This is a genomic window from Ruegeria sp. CG3 (assembly GCF_056537205.1).
The window spans coordinates 86,054-102,328 of sequence record NZ_JBQFRC010000003.1; the positions used below are offsets into that span (position 1 = coordinate 86,054).

Here is a 16,275-nt window from a genome sequence, read left to right on the forward strand (position 1 = left end):
GTGCTCGGCCTCGACACTATGCAACCCGTGCCCCGAGTTCCAGCGCTTAATTCTGAGACTCGAAGGCCGTGCAGGGGTCTTCGCGTTCGGCCGCGGGGCTGTCAATCACCGCGTCAAATTCACCGGTCACGACACCGTCTTCGGCCTGACCGAGAACAAAAACCTTAAGGCCCGGACGCAGGCGCGACAGAAAGGTCGGAATGCCCTGATCCTTGCGCGCGTGCCCGTTTCCGGTAATCACCGCCACCGGACCGCCAGTTTCATCAATTGCACGCAGAATGGCCCGGGTCAGAACAGCATCGCGCAGACGCTGGATCGCCACCAGTTGCGGCAAAGCCTCGGCGGGAAGTGCGTTGCAATGCGCTGCCAATTGCTCGGCCTCGCGCGCCGCCTGATCCTCGGGCGCCAACGGAATGTTCAACCCATATCGCGCCGCATCCGCGCCCAGAGTCGTTGCGGCACCGCGTTCCATCGCAGCCCGCGCAGCCGCGCGCGGCACCATCGCTCCGTATACCGGGGCCTCTGATGCTTGGAAAACAGGGTAATACATGCTGAGCGGCGGCCATCCCGTTTCGGCCCATCTCAGGATGCGTGACAGCTCCTCGGGGTTCGAGGCGGCAGTCTGCGCCAGTCTCTGAGCCCCTTCCTCGGTCACCATTTCCCAGACCATCGCAGACGGATCGATGTCCGCAATCGCTTCGGTCTGGACCAGGTGATGCAGCGGGTTGTCGTGAACTTCGCCAAGGATCACGACATCGGCGTCCCTCATCTGTGCCAATATATCGTCGGCAATAAGGTCCCCGGCCAGAACTGGCCGGGTCAAAAGTGTCAGCGACAGCACGGCCGCCGTCAGAATCGCAAGATGTCTCATGCGAAGAAGTGTTGCACCTCGCGCGATTGAGCTTCAAGGTTCTTGCGCATCTTCACGAACGCCGCTGCCTCAAGCTGTCGCACGCGTTCCTTGGACAAACCCAGTTCCTGACCCAAGCTTTCCAATGTGCGCGCCGGCTCACGCAGCTTGCGCTCGCGCACGATGAAACGTTCCCGGTCGTTGAGCGCTTGCATCGCCGTGATCAACCATTCGCGCAACTGGCGGGTATCGTGGCTGTTCTCGACAGTTTCCGCAGCCTGCTCGCGATCATCCTCCAACGCGTCGATCCACTCGCGACCATCCTCGTCAGCCGATTGAACGGCGTTCAGCGAAAAGTCTGAGCCGGCCAACCGGCCGTGCATCATTTCCACATCGCGCAGCGGTACACCGATCTCGGCCGCGATCATCTGGTGCAGCTGATGACGGTCCAATTCGACACCATCGGTCGCGGCTTCGCGCTCCAGCCGAGCCTGCACGCGACGCATGTTGAAGAAGAGGGATTTCTGGGACGATGTAGAACCTGTCCGTACCATCGACCAGTTGCGCATCACGTAATCCTGAATGCTGGCCTTGATCCACCACACCGCATAGGTCGAAAACCGGACCCCGCGATCCGGGTCGAATTTGTCAGCGGCCTTCATCAGACCCAGCCCGGCCTCTTGGATCAGGTCATTCATCGGAGCGCCATAGCGTTTGAATTTGGCCGCCATTGAAATGGCCAGACGCATATAGGCCGTTATCAACCGGTGAAGGGCCTGTTCGTCGCGCTCGTCGCGCCAAGCATAAGCCAGGCGCAATTCGGTTTCCGCATCCAGCAATTCGGCTTTCATAGCCTGCCGGGACATCGAGAAGTCGTTCGGGTTATCCAGTGCCATGCAGCTCTCCCATCTGTCGTAGGCGCCGCCGGTCTTGCCTTGCCGACGTATGGTCGATACGCAAGGGCGCACCGGGTGGATCACTGTAAAGGTAGTAAAAAATGCATCCCGATTTAACCTTTGTGCTGGGTGGCGCGGCATCGGGAAAATCTGCATTTGCCGAACAACTTGCTGTTTCAACAGGAAAAACCCGCGTCTACCTAGCAACATCACAAGTGTTTGATGATGAGATGCGCCTAAAAATCAGGCGCCATGTGGACCAAAGAGGCGACGGCTGGGCCACGATCGAAGCCCCGATGGACCTGCGCCCGGCGCTGGCGGGGCTGAGCCGGGATCAGGTCTGTCTTATCGATTGCGCCACGATGTGGCTCAGCAATCACCTGCTGGCCGACAGCGATCTTGAACAGGAACAGGCCGCCCTTCTGGCCGCGCTACGGACCTGCCCCGCGCAGGTCGTGATCGTCTCGAACGAGGTGGGGCACGGTATCGTCCCCGACAATGCGCTGGCCCGCAAATTCCGCGAGGCGCAGGGGCGGTTGAACATCGCCCTCGCCGCCCAAGCCGACCTTGTGGTTCAGGTCATCGCGGGGCTGCCGCAGATTTTGAAAGGCCAGTTGCCGTGACCCGGTTATATCTTGTCCGCCATGGCCCGACCCATGCCAAAACGATGGTGGGCTGGTCCGATATTCCCGCCGACCTGAGCGACCACGCGGCCATCGCGCGCCTGCATGACCACCTGCCGCAGGATGCGCTGGTCATTTCGTCGGACCTGTCGCGCGCCGCGGATACGGCCACGGCCATTCAGGGCACGCGTCGCCGGCTGCCGCACCATCCCGACCTACGCGAGATCCATTTCGGCACGTGGGAGATGCGCGCATTCGCCGAGATCGAGGCCGAAGACCCCGAACTGGCCTTTGCCTATTGGGACAGCCCCGGCGACGTGCGCCCGCCCAACGGCGAAAGCTGGAACGCGGTCCGCGCGCGGGTCGACGCGGCGATCGACGGGTTGATCGGTATGCATACAGGCGCCGATCTGGTGATCGTGGCCCATTTCGGCGTAATCCTGACCCAGGTACAGCGCGCCCTTGACATGGACGCGCAACGGACCTTTGCCCATCGCATCGACAACCTGTCGGTGACCGAGCTGGCCTTTGACGGCAGAACTTGGTCGGCCGGCCGGATCAATCATCTTCCGTGAACGCAACACGCACAAATCGGCGTTTTACTGATTCCAGAAGTTCGGCCATCCTCGGGCCATGACCTATGACCTTTTCATCGGGGACCGCCTGTTTTCCAGCTGGTCCATGCGCGGCTGGCTGATACTGGAAAAATTCGGCCTGCCCTACACGACCCACATGATCGGCCTGTATTCGGGCACGATGGCCCGGGACATGCAGCCGCTGGTCCCGGCCCGTCTGGTCCCCGCGCTGCGCCTGCCCGACGGCACGGTGGTCGGTGAAAGCCTCGCCATGGCCGAGACGCTCGCCGAACGCCACCCCGATGCGGGGCTTTGGCCGCGGAACGCCGCCGCCCGCGCAACCGCCCGTTGGCTGTGTGCCGAGATGGTCGCCGGGTTCCACGCGCTGCGGTCGGCCTGCCCCATGCAACTCAAACACCGCTGGAAAGGGTTCGAGCCGTCAGGCGAAACCCGCGCCGATCTGACCCGGATCGAGACCCTGTGGGCGCATGCGCGCAAAATCTCAGGCACGGAGACCGGCCCATTGTTCGGCAGCTATTCCCTGGCCGATGTGTTCTATACGCCGGTCGCAGCCCGGATCATCGGCTACGGTCTGCCCGTGTCCGTGCAGAACCACGACTATTGCATGGAATTGTTGTCAGACCCGGCGGTTCGGCAATGGCGCGCGATGGGGCTGACGGTCGACTACGACCCGTTCCCCTATGACCAGCCGCTCGACGCCGAGCCCTGGCCGATCGGCGGAGCCTCGACGGCCCGCGTAGTTGAGGCGGCGTCATCGGTCAATGACCTCTGCCCTTATTCCGGCAAGCCGGTGACCGCATTTCTGGAGCTGGATGGCAAACGATGGGGCTTCTGCAACACCTTCTGCCGCGACAAAACCGTGGCCGACCCCGGCGCATGGCCGAAATTCACGCAAATGATCCGGCAGGCAGTGTGACCGTTAACCATTCCTAAACCGGCGCCATGGCAGCAAGGTCCTGTTAACCAAGAACAGGATCGCCATGGTCGCCCGCGCTCATACCGTTGCCTTTCAGGGGGTCGAGGCCCGCCCGGTCGAGGTGCAATGCGCCGTTTCCCCCGGGTTGCCCGCCTTTTCGATCGTCGGCCTGCCGGACAAGGCCGTGTCCGAGGCCCGCGAACGCGTGCGCAGCGCGCTTGGCGCGATGGCCATTGCGCTGCCCTCCAAACGCATCACGATCAACCTGTCGCCCGCTGACCTGCCCAAGGAGGGCAGCCATTTCGACCTGCCGATCGCGCTGGCCCTGCTCTGTGCCATCGACATCCTGCCCGCCGACGCCGCCGAAGGCACCATGGCTCTGGGCGAGCTTTCGCTGGACGGCTCATTGGTGCCCGTGGCCGGCGCCCTGCCCGCCGCAATGACCGCCGCGGCCGAGGGCCGCACGCTGCTGTGTCCGCGCGCGTCAGGTGCCGAGGCGGCCTGGGTCGACGCGACCCAGGTGATCGGGGCCGCGTCCCTGGCCGACGTCGTGCGCCATTTCACCGGCCAGTCGCCCCTGCCGGTCGCCCAGCCCGGCGAGGTCAGGTTGGAGCCCTCGACCCGCGATCTGCGCGACGTAAAAGGGCAGGAACGGGCAAAACGCGCATTGGAAATCGCAGCGGCCGGCCGTCACCACATGATCATGATCGGCACGCCGGGATCGGGCAAATCCATGCTCGCCGCCCGCTTGCCCGGCATTCTGCCGCCGCTGACGCCCACCGAAGCGCTCGAGACCTCGATGATCCAATCGCTGTGCGGCATGCTGGACGAAGGCGGCATCAGCCGGACCCGCCCGTTCCGCGAACCGCATCATACGGCGTCGATGGCGGCGATCGTGGGCGGCGGAAAAGGCGCGAAACCCGGCGAGATTTCCCTGGCCCACAACGGCGTCCTGTTCATGGACGAATTCCCCGAATTTCCACGCACGGTTCTGGAAACCCTGCGCCAGCCCATCGAGACCGGCGAAGTCATGGTCGCCCGCGCCAACGCCCATGTAAAATACCCCTGCCGGTTCATGTTGGTGGCGGCGGCGAACCCCTGCAAATGCGGATATCTCAGCGACCCGTCCCGCGCCTGCTCGCGCGCAACCGTCTGCGGCGAGGACTATCTGGGCCGCATCTCGGGGCCGCTGATGGACCGGTTCGACCTGCGGATCGAAGTGCCGCCCGTGGGCTTTACCGACCTTGACCTGCCGCCATCCGGCGACAGCTCGGCCACCGTCGCCGCGCGGGTGCAACAGGCGCGCGGTGTTCAGGCCCGGCGCTTTCAGAACACGCCCGGGATTCGCCAGAACGCCGATATCGAGGGCAATCTGCTGGAAGAGGTCGCCGCACCAGATGCCGAGGGCAAGGACCTGCTGGTCAAGGCGGCCGAGCGGTTCGGCCTGTCGGCACGGGCTTACCACCGCATCCTGCGCGTGGCCCGCACCATTGCCGATCTCGAGGGCGCGCCCGATGTGCGCCGCCCGCATGTGGCCGAGGCGCTGAGCTACAGGATCAGCGCGCGAGTTTCGGCTTAGACCTTGGCCTCGATCGCCTGCCAGATCTTTTCGGCAATATTTGTACCGTTGAACCGCTCCAATTCCTGGATTCCGGTGGGCGAGGTCACGTTGATTTCTGTCAGATAATCTCCGATCACGTCGATACCCACAAAGATCTGGCCCTTTTCCTTCAGCAGTGGGCCGATGGCCGCGCAGATTTCAAGATCGCGGTCGGTCAGCCCGATCTTTTCGGGACGGCCGCCCACATGCATGTTCGACCGGGTCTCACCCTCGGCCGGAACGCGGTTGATCGCACCGACCGGCTCGCCATCGACCAGGATCACCCGTTTGTCGCCGTTGCGCACATCCGGCAGGAATTTCTGAACGATCAGCGGCTCTCGCGAGAAACCGGTGAACAGCTCGTGCAACGAGGTCAGGTTGCGGTCATCGGCATCCAGCCGGAACACGCCGGCCCCGCCATTGCCATAGAGCGGCTTGAGGATGATGTCGCCGTGCTTTTCCTTGAACGCCTTGATGGTCTGCAGATCGCGGGCGATCGTGGTGGGCGGTGTCAGGTCGGGAAAATCCAGAACCAGCAATTTTTCCGGGTAGTTGCGCACCCAGAACGGATCATTCACCACCAGCGCCTGTCCGCGCAACCGATCCAGCAGGTGCGTCGAGGTGATATAGTGCATGTCGAACGGCGGGTCCTGCCGCAGCCAGACGACATCGAAATCCGCCAGATCAACCTCGCGCTCAGGCCCCAGAACCGCCGGCTGGTCCGCAACCCGCTGCACCGTCATGTCGTGACCGCGGGCGGTGATGCGCCCCTCTTGATAGGCCAACTGATCGGGTCCGTAGTAAAACAGCTGGTGCCCACGGGCTTGGGCTTCTTCGGCCAGCCGGAACGAGCTGTCGGCATTGATGTCCACGGCCCCGATCGGGTCCATCTGAAAGGCGATTTTCATGGCGTGTCCCTCGTAGTCACGCCAGATACATGGCCCAGCGGGGACGGGTGTTCAATGGCGATCAGCCCTGACCAAAGGCGTTTTCGACGATTTGCACTGCGCCTGTTGCATCCACCAGCGCCGCATCGAACCGGACATTGGTCAGCTGCCCGCCCGGTTCCTGCGCCAAATACTGCGCCGCCGAGGCGCATATCCGGTCGATCTGCCGTTTGCTGATCCGCGCGGCGGCGGTGTCAAAGCTTTGGCTTTTCTTGACCTCGACGAACACAAGGCCCTGCGCATCCCGAACGATCAGGTCGATCTCACCCCCTGCGCCGCGCCAGCGCCTTTGACAGACCTCGAACCCTCGTCTTTCGTAGTCGGCAGCGACGCTGTGCTCGGCAGCCTGCCCGGCGTGATAGGAAACCGAGCCTTGGACCGACCGTCGCGCCATGTCATCCCTTTCCCATCTTCAGGGCCTTCTGATAAATCGGCCGTCGCGGCAGGTCATACATCCTGGACACCAGATCCGCCGCATCCCGGACCGAGTGCGTTTCCAGAGCCTGTCGCAACGCTTCTTCTACATCTGAATCGTTGACGGCTTGTGAATGGGCACGGTCCACCAGCAAGACGATCTCCCCCTTCACAGTGGCATCTCGATACTGTTCGGACAGCTCTGCCAGGCTACCCCGCCGGACTTCCTCGAACTTCTTGGTCAGTTCACGACAGATCGCGGCCTGTCGCTCGCCACCCAGAACCTGCGCCAGATCCGACAGGCACGCCCCCAAACGCTTGGGAGATTCGTAGAACACCAGCGTCCCGGGAACATCCCGCAACGCCTCGATCCGTGTTCGGCGGGCGCCTGACGCATTCGGCAGGAATCCGGCAAAAAAGAAGGCGTCCGTCGGCAAGCCCGCCAGGGTCAGCGCCGTAACGACGGCTGACGCTCCAGGGGCGCAGGTCACGCTGAACCCGGCCTCGGCCGCCTTCTTGCCCAGATCATAACCCGGGTCGGCGATCAGGGGCATGCCGGCCTCGGACGCGTAGGCCACGGACTTGCCCTGGGACAGTTCGGCAATCAGTTTTTCACGCGCAGCCGTGCCGCTGTGGTCGTGATAGGCTAGGATGCGCCGCCCTTCGAGGGGTACACCGTGAATCTCCATCAATCTGCGCAGGCTGCGTGTATCTTCCGCCGCGATCACATCAGCCGAGGCCAGAACGTCCAGCGCCCTGAGCGTAATGTCGCGCGCCGTTCCGATCGGAGTGGCAACAAAATACAGCCCCCCAGCCAATCTTACCTTTTGGAAATTCAAAGCTGGACCCTCGCAGCGTGACGTTTATTATCGCGGCGTGATAGAACAGCAGCGTTCTTTGCCGCCGGATCAGGGAGTTTTCATTTAGATGTTTACCGTTTGCAAGCCCGTTCGCAAACTGGCGAAATTCGCCATCGGCCTGACCGCGGCGGCATTTTTGGCCGCCTGCGAACCCGGCGCCACCGGGCGCGGACCGTCGATAGACACGTCAGAGCCGATCCCCGTTGCCCTGCTGGTGCCCAAATCGGGCGACGCCGCGTTGGCGCAAAGCCTTGAGAACGCTGCACGGCTGGCCATGGCCGATCTGAACAACGTCAAGATCGATCTTCGCGTCTATGACACTGCCGGCAATCCGAACACGGCAGCCGCAGTTGCGCAGCAGGCCGTTGCCGACGGCGCAAAGGTCATTTTGGGGCCGGTCTACGCGCAGGCTGCAAATGCTGCGGGCCTTGCGGTTCTGAGCAAGAACGTGAACGTTCTGTCCTTCTCGAACAATACAAGCATTGCCGGCGGAAACGTGTTTGTCCTTGGCCCGACCTTCGACAACACGGCCAACCGGCTTGTCAGCTACGCCGGCAAACAGGGAAAGAAAAGCACAGTCATCGTGCACAGCAATGATGCGGCAGGCCAATTGGGCCAGGCGGCAATCTCGAACGCACTTGGCAACAGCCGTGTGGCGAATGCGGGTGTGGTCGGTTTTGATCGATCTCAGCAAGGTGTGATCGACGCCATCCCTGCAATCAAGGCAACTGTGGATTCGACGGGGGCGGATTCGCTCTTTTTGACCGCTACGACCGCCGGTGCGCTGCCGCTCTTCAGCCAGTTGCTGCCCGAGGCCGGTGTCCCACCGGCAACCGTGCAATATATTGGCCTGACCCGCTGGGACATTCCGGCCCAGACGCTGGAACTACCGGGCGTGCAAGGCGGGTGGTTTGCCTTGCCCGACCCTGCCAAGGCCCAGGCCTATCGCGTGCGCTACAACGCGACCTATGGCGAGGCACCGCATCCGATCAGCGGCCTGGCCTATGACGGCATCGCCGCCATCGGCGCTCTGGCCAGCCAAGGCAAGTCCAATGCCCTTTCCGCCGCGGCCCTGACCCAGAATGCCGGGTTCCAGGGTGTTGGCGGAATTTTCCGTCTGCGCCCGAACGGTACGAATGAACGAGGTCTGGCCGTGGCCACGATCCAGAACAAACAGGTAGTTGTGATTGACCCTGCCCCGCAAAGCTTCTCTGGCGCCGGTTTCTGATCAGCTTGTGACGATCCCCGCGCCGGCTGGCGCATTGATCTGCGACGCCAGCGAAATCTTCGATGGCGAAAAGGTCAACGCGCTGCTGTCGAAGGCCTTGAAAGACATTCCGGAGACGGCCGCAGCCCGAAACGAGGCCGTCCGGATTCTGCGGGATGCTCAGAAATCCGGGCGACAGGCCATCGAGGAGGCGTTCGCCGCCCGGCCCTTTGACGCCCGGCCGTTAACGCGGTCCTACACCTATCTGACCGATGGGCTTGTCTGCGCCGCGATGACTGTGGCCGGACAGCATCTGCATCCATTGGCCAACCCGACCCAGGGCGAGAAGATGGCGGTTTTGGCGGTGGGCGGCTATGGGCGCGGCGAGATGGCGCCGTTTTCGGATGTCGATCTGCTGTTTCTGACTCCTTACAAGATCACGGCCTGGGCCGAGAGCGTGATCGAGTCGATGTTGTACATTCTCTGGGACCTGCGGCTGAAAGTCGGGCATTCCTCGCGCACGATCCGTGATTGCCTGCGTCTGGGAGACGAGGATTTCACGATCCGGACAGCGATGCTGGAACAGCGCTATCTGGCCGGTAATCGGGACCTTGCGGATGAGCTGGAAAGCCGGCTGAAATCCGAGCTGTTCAAAGGAACCGAACGCGAATTCATCGAAGCCAAACTGCATGAACGCGACGAACGCCACCACAAGCAGGGCGAGCGTTACATGGTCGAACCGAACGTGAAAGAAGGTAAAGGCGGCCTTCGTGACCTGCAGTCGCTGTACTGGATCGCCAAATACATCTATGGCGTTCAGGACGTGGCTGAACTTGTCCCGCTGGGGCTGTTCACCCAAGACGAATTCAACACGTTCGTGCAGGCCGAGGATTTCCTTTGGGCCGTACGTTCGCATCTTCATCTGGTGACACGGCGCGCAACCGAACAGTTGACCTTTGATCTGCAGGTCGAGGTGGCCGACCGCATGGGTTACGAAGACCGAGCCGGCCGCCGGGCCGTCGAAATCTTCATGCAACGCTATTTCCGAGAAGCCACTCAGGTGGGAGAACTGACACGGATCTTCCTGACCAAGCTTGAAGCGGCACATATGAAGAACGCGCCGTTGCTGGAACGCATCTTCAGCCGCAAGCCACGGGTCAAGCCGGGCTATAGGGTTGTTCATGGCCGGCTGGATGTGGCCGACCCAAAAAGCTTTTTGTCCGACAAGCTGAATCTACTGCGTCTGTTCGAAGAAGGTCTGCGCACGGGTATGCTGATCCATCCCGATGCGATGCGGCTGGTCACGGCCAACCTGCACCTGATCGATGACGAAATGCGCAACGACAAAGAGGCGAGGCGCATCTTTCTGGATCTGATGTTGAAACACGGCAATCCCGAACGCGCGCTGCGCCGCATGAACGAGTTGGGCGTTCTGTCGGCCTTCATCCCCGAGTTCGAGCCCATCGTGGCGATGATGCAGTTCAATATGTACCACAGCTACACGGTGGACGAGCACACGATCCAGTGCATAATCAACCTAGCGCAAATCGAGCGGGGCGAACTTGTCGAAGCGCTGCCGCTGGCCTCGTCGATCCTCGAGGGCGGAGTGAACCGGCGTGTGCTTTACGTCGCTTTGCTGTTGCACGACATCGCCAAGGGCCGCCCCGAGGATCACTCGATCCTGGGGGCCAAGATCGCACGGACGGTCGCGCCTCGGCTGGGGCTGAACAAGAAAGACTGCGAAACTGTCGAATGGCTGGTGCGCTATCACCTGCTGATGTCGGACATGGCGCAGAAGCGTGACATCTCGGACCCGCGCACGGTGCGCGACTTTGCCAAGGCGGTTCAGACCGTCAAACGGCTGGATCTGCTGACGGTTCTGACAGTCTGCGACATCCGCGGCGTTGGGCCGAACACCTGGAACAACTGGAAGGCCACTCTGCTAAGGGCCTTGCACGCGGAAACCAAGCGCGCGCTGGAAACCGGCATGGAGGACCTCAACCGTGCCAATCGCGGCGCCGAGGCCAAGAAAGCGCTGCGTGACGCGTTGTCAGCCTGGTCCAAGGCCGACCTCAAGACGGAAACCGGGCGGCACTACGATCCGTATTGGCAGGGGCTCAACCTCTCGACCCATGTCGAGTTCGCCGAAATGCTGCGCGCGCTGGAAAAAAGCGCGGATCCGGCGGCGATGGAAATCCGGCTGCACCCGGACGAAGACCGGGATGCGACCCGGGCCTGTTTTGCCATGGCCGACCATCCCGGCATCTTTTCCCGGATTGCGGGTGCACTGGCACTTGTGGGCGCAAACGTGGTCGATGCCCGCAGCTATACCACCAAGGACGGCTACGTGACTGACGCATTCTGGATTCAGGACGCTGACGGACACCCGTTCGAGTTGTCGCGTCTGCCGCGCCTGACCCAGATGATCCACCGCACCCTCAAGGGCGAGGTGGTGGCCCGCGAGGCGCTCAAGTCCCGCGACAAGATCAAGAAGCGGGAAAAGGCGTTCAACGTCCCGACGCACATCACCTTCGACAATGAAGGGTCCGAGATCTACACGATCATCGAAGTCGACACCCGCGACCGGCCGGGCCTGCTCTATGATCTGGCCCGGACCCTTGCCGCCGCCAATGTCTATATCGCCAATGCCGTGATCGCGACCTATGGCGAGCAGGTGGTGGATACGTTCTACGTCAAGGACATGTTCGGGCTCAAATACCACTCGGAGGCCAAGCAGAGGACGCTGGAAGCCAAGCTGCGCACCGCGATCACCGAAGGCGCCGAGCGGGCGGCCTCATGAAGCAGATCCGCCTGTTCTCGGGCCTGTTCACGGTCGGGTTCTGGACCCTTGCCAGCCGTATTCTGGGCTTTCTGCGGGAAATCCTGCTGACAGCCTATATCGGGCCGGGGCCGGTCATGGATGCTTTCGTCGCAGCCTTCCGCCTACCCAACATGTTCCGCCGGTTCTTCGCCGAGGGCGCTTTCAATGCGGCCTTCGTTCCGATGTTCTCGAAACGGCTGGAAGGGGGCGAAGACGCGCAGGGGTTTGCGCAGGATGCGTTCAACCTGCTGGCGGCGGCCGTTTTGGCGCTGGTCGGGCTGGCCATGGTGTTCATGCCGGGGCTGGTCTGGCTGACGGCCGAAGGGTTTTATGGCGACGAACGTTTCGATCTGGCGGTCGGCTACGGGTATGTCGTCTTTCCCTACATCCTGTTCATGTCTCTGGCCGCGCTGTTTTCCGGGGTTCTCAATGCCACGGGGCGCTTTGCCGCCGCTGCTGCGGCTCCGGTCCTGCTGAACATCTTCGCCTGCACAGCACTGATCGTAGGCGCGGCAACCGGTGGCGAGGTCATCCGTTGGCTCATCGCCGTCATACCCATTGCCGGGGTTGCTCAACTGGCGCTGGTTTGGGTCGCCACCGAACGCGCCGGAATTCGCATCCGGTTCGGCCGACCGAAGCTCAGCCCTGAAATGCGCAACATGGTTCGTATCGCGGTACCGGCGGCACTTGCCATGGGGGTGACGCAGGTCAATCTCGTTGTCGGGCAGCTGGTCGCGTCAAAGACCGAAAAGGCCATCAGCTGGCTCTTTGCTGCCGACCGGCTGTATCAGCTGCCGCTGGGCGTGGTTGGCATCGCCGTGGGCATCGTGCTGTTACCCGACCTGTCGCGCCGCCTGCGCGCGGGGGACGGCGATGGCGCGCGCAACGCCTTTTCCCGCGCCGGAGAGTTCACCCTGTTGCTGACTATTCCGGCAACCGTGGCTTTCGTGCTCATCCCGGTGCCGCTGGTCTCGGTCCTGTTCGAACGTGGACAGTTCACCCCCGAAGACACGGCTGCCACTGCGCTGGCCGTGGCGGTTTATGGCATCGGCCTGCCGGCCTTCATGCTGCAAAAACTGCTGCAGCCGCTGTTCTTCGCGCGCGAGGATACCCGCTCGCCCTTCCGGTATGCCGTTGTGGCGATGGTCATCAACGCCGTGCTGGCCTTTGGGCTGTACCCGATCGTCGGCTGGATCGCCCCGGCCATCGCGGCCTCGGCCGCCGGGTGGGGCATGGTGGCGCTGTTGGCACTGGGTGCAAGGCGCATGGGCGACGAGGCCCGTTTCGACGACCGGTTCAAGCGCCGCGCGCCCAGGATATTGGCCGCCTCAATGGGAATGGGTGTGGTGCTGATCGCAGCGATGCAGCTGTTCGGTTGGACGTTCCAGGTTCCGGGCTGGCGCTATCTGGCCTTGCTGGGCCTGATCGTGGTCGCCGCAGTGTCTTACTTCCTTCTGGGCCACCTGCTGGGCGCATTCCGTCTGTCCGAGTTCCGGTCCGCCCTGCGGAGATCCTGACCGCCTCAATCCCGCCGGATACGGCCCACCAGCCGCGCCCATCCGCCCGGTGCCACGAAGAACGACAGCCCGAACCCGGTCGCGAAGCCACCCAGGTCGGCCACCCAATCCGAGGTACCGCCGAAGATCAGCCCAAACAGAAGTTGGATGCCCATCAGCACCGCGATCAACTGGAACGCCCGCGCCTGGTTCTCTCCGACCAGCGACAGCCTGCGCCACAGCAGCCAGGTGAAGGCGCCGATCAGGCCATAGACCGGCGGGAAGCCCCCGACCAGCGGATAGCGCGGGTCCAGCAGCACCGCATAAGCCAACGCCCCGCCCACGCCGGACAACACAAAGATCACCAGCATCGCAAAACCGCCAAAGACCTCGCCCACCATCTTGCCCATCGCCAGAACGAAGACGCAGACAAAAAGCGCTTGGGTAAAGCTGCCTGACACGAAGGGGTAGGTGAAGAACCGGATCACATGCTCGACCGGCCAACGCCCGTTCATCACCATCCAGTCGAAGATGTCGGCCGAGAAGGAATAGCGCTGAATCGCCTCTAGCCGCCATCCCACCGCGCCCGGTCCGCCGACCAGGCCGCGCGTGCCGAGGGTGAAGGCCAGTTCGATCCCCATGATGAACAAGACCAGCGCCACCACCACGGGCGGCAGGGGGTTCACGGGGGGTGTGTAATGCTCGCTGCTCATTGGGCGGGCCTTTCGCGGCTGTTGACGTCCCTTTGCCTCATGGGTAAGCGACGGAGGCTTATTTTTCCAGACGGGAGTTCCCTTCCATGACCGAAACCAAGTTCACGCCGCGCGTGTTTTCCGGCATTCAGCCCTCGGGAAACCTGCATCTTGGCAACTACCTTGGTGCGCTCAAGCGTTTTGTGGATATGCAGGGGCCGGAGATGGAGACCGTGTACTGCATGGTCGATCTTCACGCGATCACCGTCTGGCAGGACCCCAAAGAACTGGCTCATTCCACGCGCGAGCTGTGCGCGGGCTTCATCGCCGCCGGCATCGACCCGGAGCAGTCGATCCTGTTCAACCAGTCGCAGGTGCCCGAGCACGCGCAACTGGCCTGGATCTTCAACTGTGTTGCGCGCATGGGCTGGATGCAGCGCATGACCCAGTGGAAGGACAAGGCGGGCAAGAACCAGCAGAACGCCTCGCTGGGCCTTTTCGCCTATCCCTCGCTGATGGCCGCCGACATTCTGGTCTATCACGCGACCCATGTCCCGGTGGGCGACGACCAGAAACAGCATCTTGAGCTGACCCGCGACATCGCCATCAAGTTCAACCACGACTATGGCGTCGATTTCTTCCCGATCACCGAGCCGGTGATCGAGGGCGCGGCGACGCGCGTGATGAGCCTGCGCGACGGGGCCAAGAAGATGTCCAAGTCGGACCCGTCCGACATGAGCCGGATCAACATGACCGACGATGCCGACACCATCGCCAAGAAGATCCGCAAGGCCAAGACCGACCCCGATGCCCTACCCTCGGAGGTGGACGGGCTGGAAGGCCGCCCCGAGGCGCGCAACCTGGTCAACATCTATGCCGCGCTCAGCGATCAGACGGTCGAGCAGGTTCTGGCCGAAGTCGGTGGCAAGCAGTTCGGTGAATTCAAGCCGATGCTGGCCGATCTGGCGGTCGCAAAGCTGTCGCCGATCTCGACCGAGATGGCGCGGTTGATGGGCGATCAGGCCGAGATCGACAGGATCCTGGACCGTGGCGCGGAACGGGCGCGGGAAATCGCGGCTCCGATCCTCAGCCGCACCTACGAGATCGTGGGGATGGTGGGTGCCGGCCGCGCCTGAGACCCAGACGGAAACATCAGCGCCGCCCCTGACCCGGGGCGGCGTTTTTCGTTGCAGGTCAGGCGGCCTGCGGGTGCAGTTTTTCCTCGACGATGGATTCGGCTACCGCATGGGGGCTGACGCCATCGACCTTGGCGCGGGTCAGGATGCGGTCCATCGTCCGCTCCAGCGCCTCGAGCCGCTGACCGACCCAGGCTTCGCGGTCCTTGATCTTCAGGATCTCGGTCGCGACGTTCACGATCCCGCCGCCATTGGCCACGAAATCCGGGGCGTAGAGGATGCCGCGGTCATGCAGGCGCTGCGCGTCGGCATTGGTCGCCAGCTGGTTGTTGGCCCCTCCGGCCACCGCGCCGACCTTCAGCAACGGAATGCTGGTTTCGTTCAGGATGCCGCCGATGGCGCAGGGCGCGAAAATATCCGCCTCGGCCGCATAGATCGCATCGGGCGCGACAGCCTGCGCTGCGAACCGGTCCGCCAACCGGGCGGTCTGGCCCGTATCGATGTCGGTGATCACCAGTTTCGCCCCGGCATCATTCAGCAGCGCGCACAGATGTTCGCCCACATGGCCCAGACCCTGCACCGAGACGGTCTTGCCGCTCAGGTCCGCGGACCCGAACCGATGCCGCGCAGTCACGCGGATGGCGTTGAAGATCCCGCGGGCGGTGACCGGCGACGGGTCGCCGCTGGCGAACGGGCCGTCGGGCAGACCGGCGACATATTCGGTTTCGGTGCCGATCTGGGCCATGTCGGCCGGGGTCATCCCCATGTCCTCGGCCGTCCAGTACCGGCCACCAAGGCTTTGAATCACGCGCCCGAAGGCCTGCAGCAACCGAGGCGTCTTGTCCGCGTTCGGGTCGCCGATGATCACGGCCTTGCCCCCGCCCAGCGGCAGATCGGCCGCCGCGTTCTTGTAGGTCATGCCCCGCGACAGGCGCAGCGCATCGTCCAGCGCCTCGGACGGGTGGCCATAGGTGCGCATCCGCACGCCGCCCGCTGCAGGCCCCAACTGCGTGGAGTGGATTGCCACAAAGCCCGAAAGCCCGCTGGCGGCGTCTTTGAATTCGACCACACGCTCGTGATCTGGCGCGTCAATCGTGGTTATTTCCATTTTGCTCCTCCGGAAAGACAGATGGAGTCTGCCACATTCGACCGAGCGATTTTCGCCAATACATGCTGGCCAACACATCCTTCTTGGCGATAATGGTAAACTGAACCGACAAT

At 62.9% G+C, this 16,275-nt stretch carries 15 protein-coding genes; 8 read left to right on the forward strand and 7 right to left on the reverse strand.

The window, feature by feature from the left end:
- Positions 1-46: 46 nt before the first annotated feature.
- Both ACR0NB_RS13700 and ACR0NB_RS13705 read right to left on the reverse strand, forming a co-directional pair.
- Positions 47-871 (reverse strand): ChaN family lipoprotein, encoded by an 825-nt coding sequence (locus ACR0NB_RS13700; RefSeq protein WP_480775968.1) that lies wholly within the window; start codon positions 869-871, stop codon positions 47-49.
- A complete protein-coding gene (locus ACR0NB_RS13705; protein WP_093963433.1) occupies positions 868-1,746 on the reverse strand; it encodes an RNA polymerase factor sigma-32 in 879 nt (292 codons plus the stop codon). The genes ACR0NB_RS13700 and ACR0NB_RS13705 overlap by 4 nt, the downstream gene beginning before the upstream one ends.
- A gap of 101 nt (positions 1,747-1,847) precedes the next feature.
- Here ACR0NB_RS13705 and cobU point away from each other — a divergent pair, with 101 nt between their 5' ends.
- The 4 genes from cobU to ACR0NB_RS13725 all read left to right on the forward strand — a co-directional run bounded on the left by cobU (position 1,848) and on the right by ACR0NB_RS13725 (position 5,460).
- Positions 1,848-2,369 (forward strand): bifunctional adenosylcobinamide kinase/adenosylcobinamide-phosphate guanylyltransferase, encoded by a 522-nt coding sequence (gene cobU / locus ACR0NB_RS13710; RefSeq protein ID WP_170343289.1) that lies wholly within the window; start codon positions 1,848-1,850, stop codon positions 2,367-2,369.
- The gene (locus tag ACR0NB_RS13715; RefSeq protein ID WP_480775969.1) at positions 2,366-2,944 is read left to right on the forward strand and encodes a histidine phosphatase family protein; all 579 of its coding nucleotides are present in this window, start codon (positions 2,366-2,368) and stop codon (positions 2,942-2,944) included. Before cobU ends, ACR0NB_RS13715 begins: the two co-directional genes overlap by 4 nt.
- Positions 2,945-3,002: 58 nt before the next feature.
- Entirely contained in the window at positions 3,003-3,881 is an 879-nt protein-coding gene (locus ACR0NB_RS13720) for a glutathione S-transferase N-terminal domain-containing protein (protein WP_480775970.1), read from the forward strand.
- A 64-nt stretch (positions 3,882-3,945) separates the two neighbouring features.
- Positions 3,946-5,460 carry a YifB family Mg chelatase-like AAA ATPase gene (locus ACR0NB_RS13725; RefSeq protein WP_480775971.1) on the forward strand — a complete coding sequence of 505 codons (1,515 nt, stop codon included), beginning with the start codon at positions 3,946-3,948 and terminating at the stop codon, positions 5,458-5,460.
- Here the strand turns inward: ACR0NB_RS13725 and gshB are convergent.
- From gshB to rsmI, 3 genes are all read right to left on the reverse strand, one after another.
- The gene (gene gshB, locus ACR0NB_RS13730; RefSeq protein ID WP_170360189.1) at positions 5,457-6,389 is read right to left on the reverse strand and encodes a glutathione synthase; all 933 of its coding nucleotides are present in this window, start codon (positions 6,387-6,389) and stop codon (positions 5,457-5,459) included. The two genes, ACR0NB_RS13725 and gshB, sit on opposite strands and share 4 nt — an antisense overlap.
- Before the next feature lie 61 nt (positions 6,390-6,450).
- Complete coding sequence (locus ACR0NB_RS13735; RefSeq protein WP_480775972.1) at positions 6,451-6,822, reverse strand: YraN family protein; 372 nt, start codon at positions 6,820-6,822, stop codon at positions 6,451-6,453.
- A gap of 1 nt (position 6,823) precedes the next feature.
- A complete protein-coding gene (gene rsmI / locus ACR0NB_RS13740; RefSeq protein WP_480775973.1) occupies positions 6,824-7,681 on the reverse strand; it encodes a 16S rRNA (cytidine(1402)-2'-O)-methyltransferase in 858 nt (285 codons plus the stop codon).
- An 88-nt stretch (positions 7,682-7,769) separates the two neighbouring features.
- Between rsmI and ACR0NB_RS13745 the strand changes: the two genes are divergently transcribed.
- The 3 genes from ACR0NB_RS13745 to murJ are packed head-to-tail and all read left to right on the forward strand — an operon-like array spanning position 7,770 to position 13,247.
- On the forward strand, positions 7,770-8,930 hold the full coding sequence (locus ACR0NB_RS13745) for a penicillin-binding protein activator (protein ID WP_480775974.1): 1,161 nt from the start codon (positions 7,770-7,772) through the stop codon (positions 8,928-8,930).
- Entirely contained in the window at positions 8,890-11,709 is a 2,820-nt protein-coding gene (locus ACR0NB_RS13750) for a [protein-PII] uridylyltransferase (RefSeq protein ID WP_480775975.1), read from the forward strand. The genes ACR0NB_RS13745 and ACR0NB_RS13750 overlap by 41 nt, the downstream gene beginning before the upstream one ends.
- Positions 11,706-13,247 carry a murein biosynthesis integral membrane protein MurJ gene (gene murJ / locus ACR0NB_RS13755; RefSeq protein WP_480775976.1) on the forward strand — a complete coding sequence of 514 codons (1,542 nt, stop codon included), beginning with the start codon at positions 11,706-11,708 and terminating at the stop codon, positions 13,245-13,247. Before ACR0NB_RS13750 ends, murJ begins: the two co-directional genes overlap by 4 nt.
- Positions 13,248-13,252: 5 nt before the next feature.
- Here the strand turns inward: murJ and ACR0NB_RS13760 are convergent, their stop codons facing one another.
- Positions 13,253-13,939: a rhomboid family intramembrane serine protease gene (locus ACR0NB_RS13760; protein WP_170342144.1), complete on the reverse strand. Its 687-nt coding sequence runs from the start codon at positions 13,937-13,939 to the stop codon at positions 13,253-13,255.
- Positions 13,940-14,025: 86 nt separating this feature from the next.
- On the opposite strand from ACR0NB_RS13760, the gene trpS reads away from it, so the two are divergent.
- Positions 14,026-15,054, forward strand: coding sequence for a tryptophan--tRNA ligase (gene trpS / locus ACR0NB_RS13765; protein WP_170360177.1), 1,029 nt, complete (start codon positions 14,026-14,028; stop codon positions 15,052-15,054).
- 58 nt (positions 15,055-15,112) lie between these two features.
- On the opposite strand, the gene ACR0NB_RS13770 is transcribed toward trpS, so the two are convergent.
- A complete protein-coding gene (locus ACR0NB_RS13770) occupies positions 15,113-16,162 on the reverse strand; it encodes a Glu/Leu/Phe/Val family dehydrogenase (RefSeq protein ID WP_480775977.1) in 1,050 nt (349 codons plus the stop codon).
- Between the last annotated feature and the right edge of the window lie 113 nt (positions 16,163-16,275).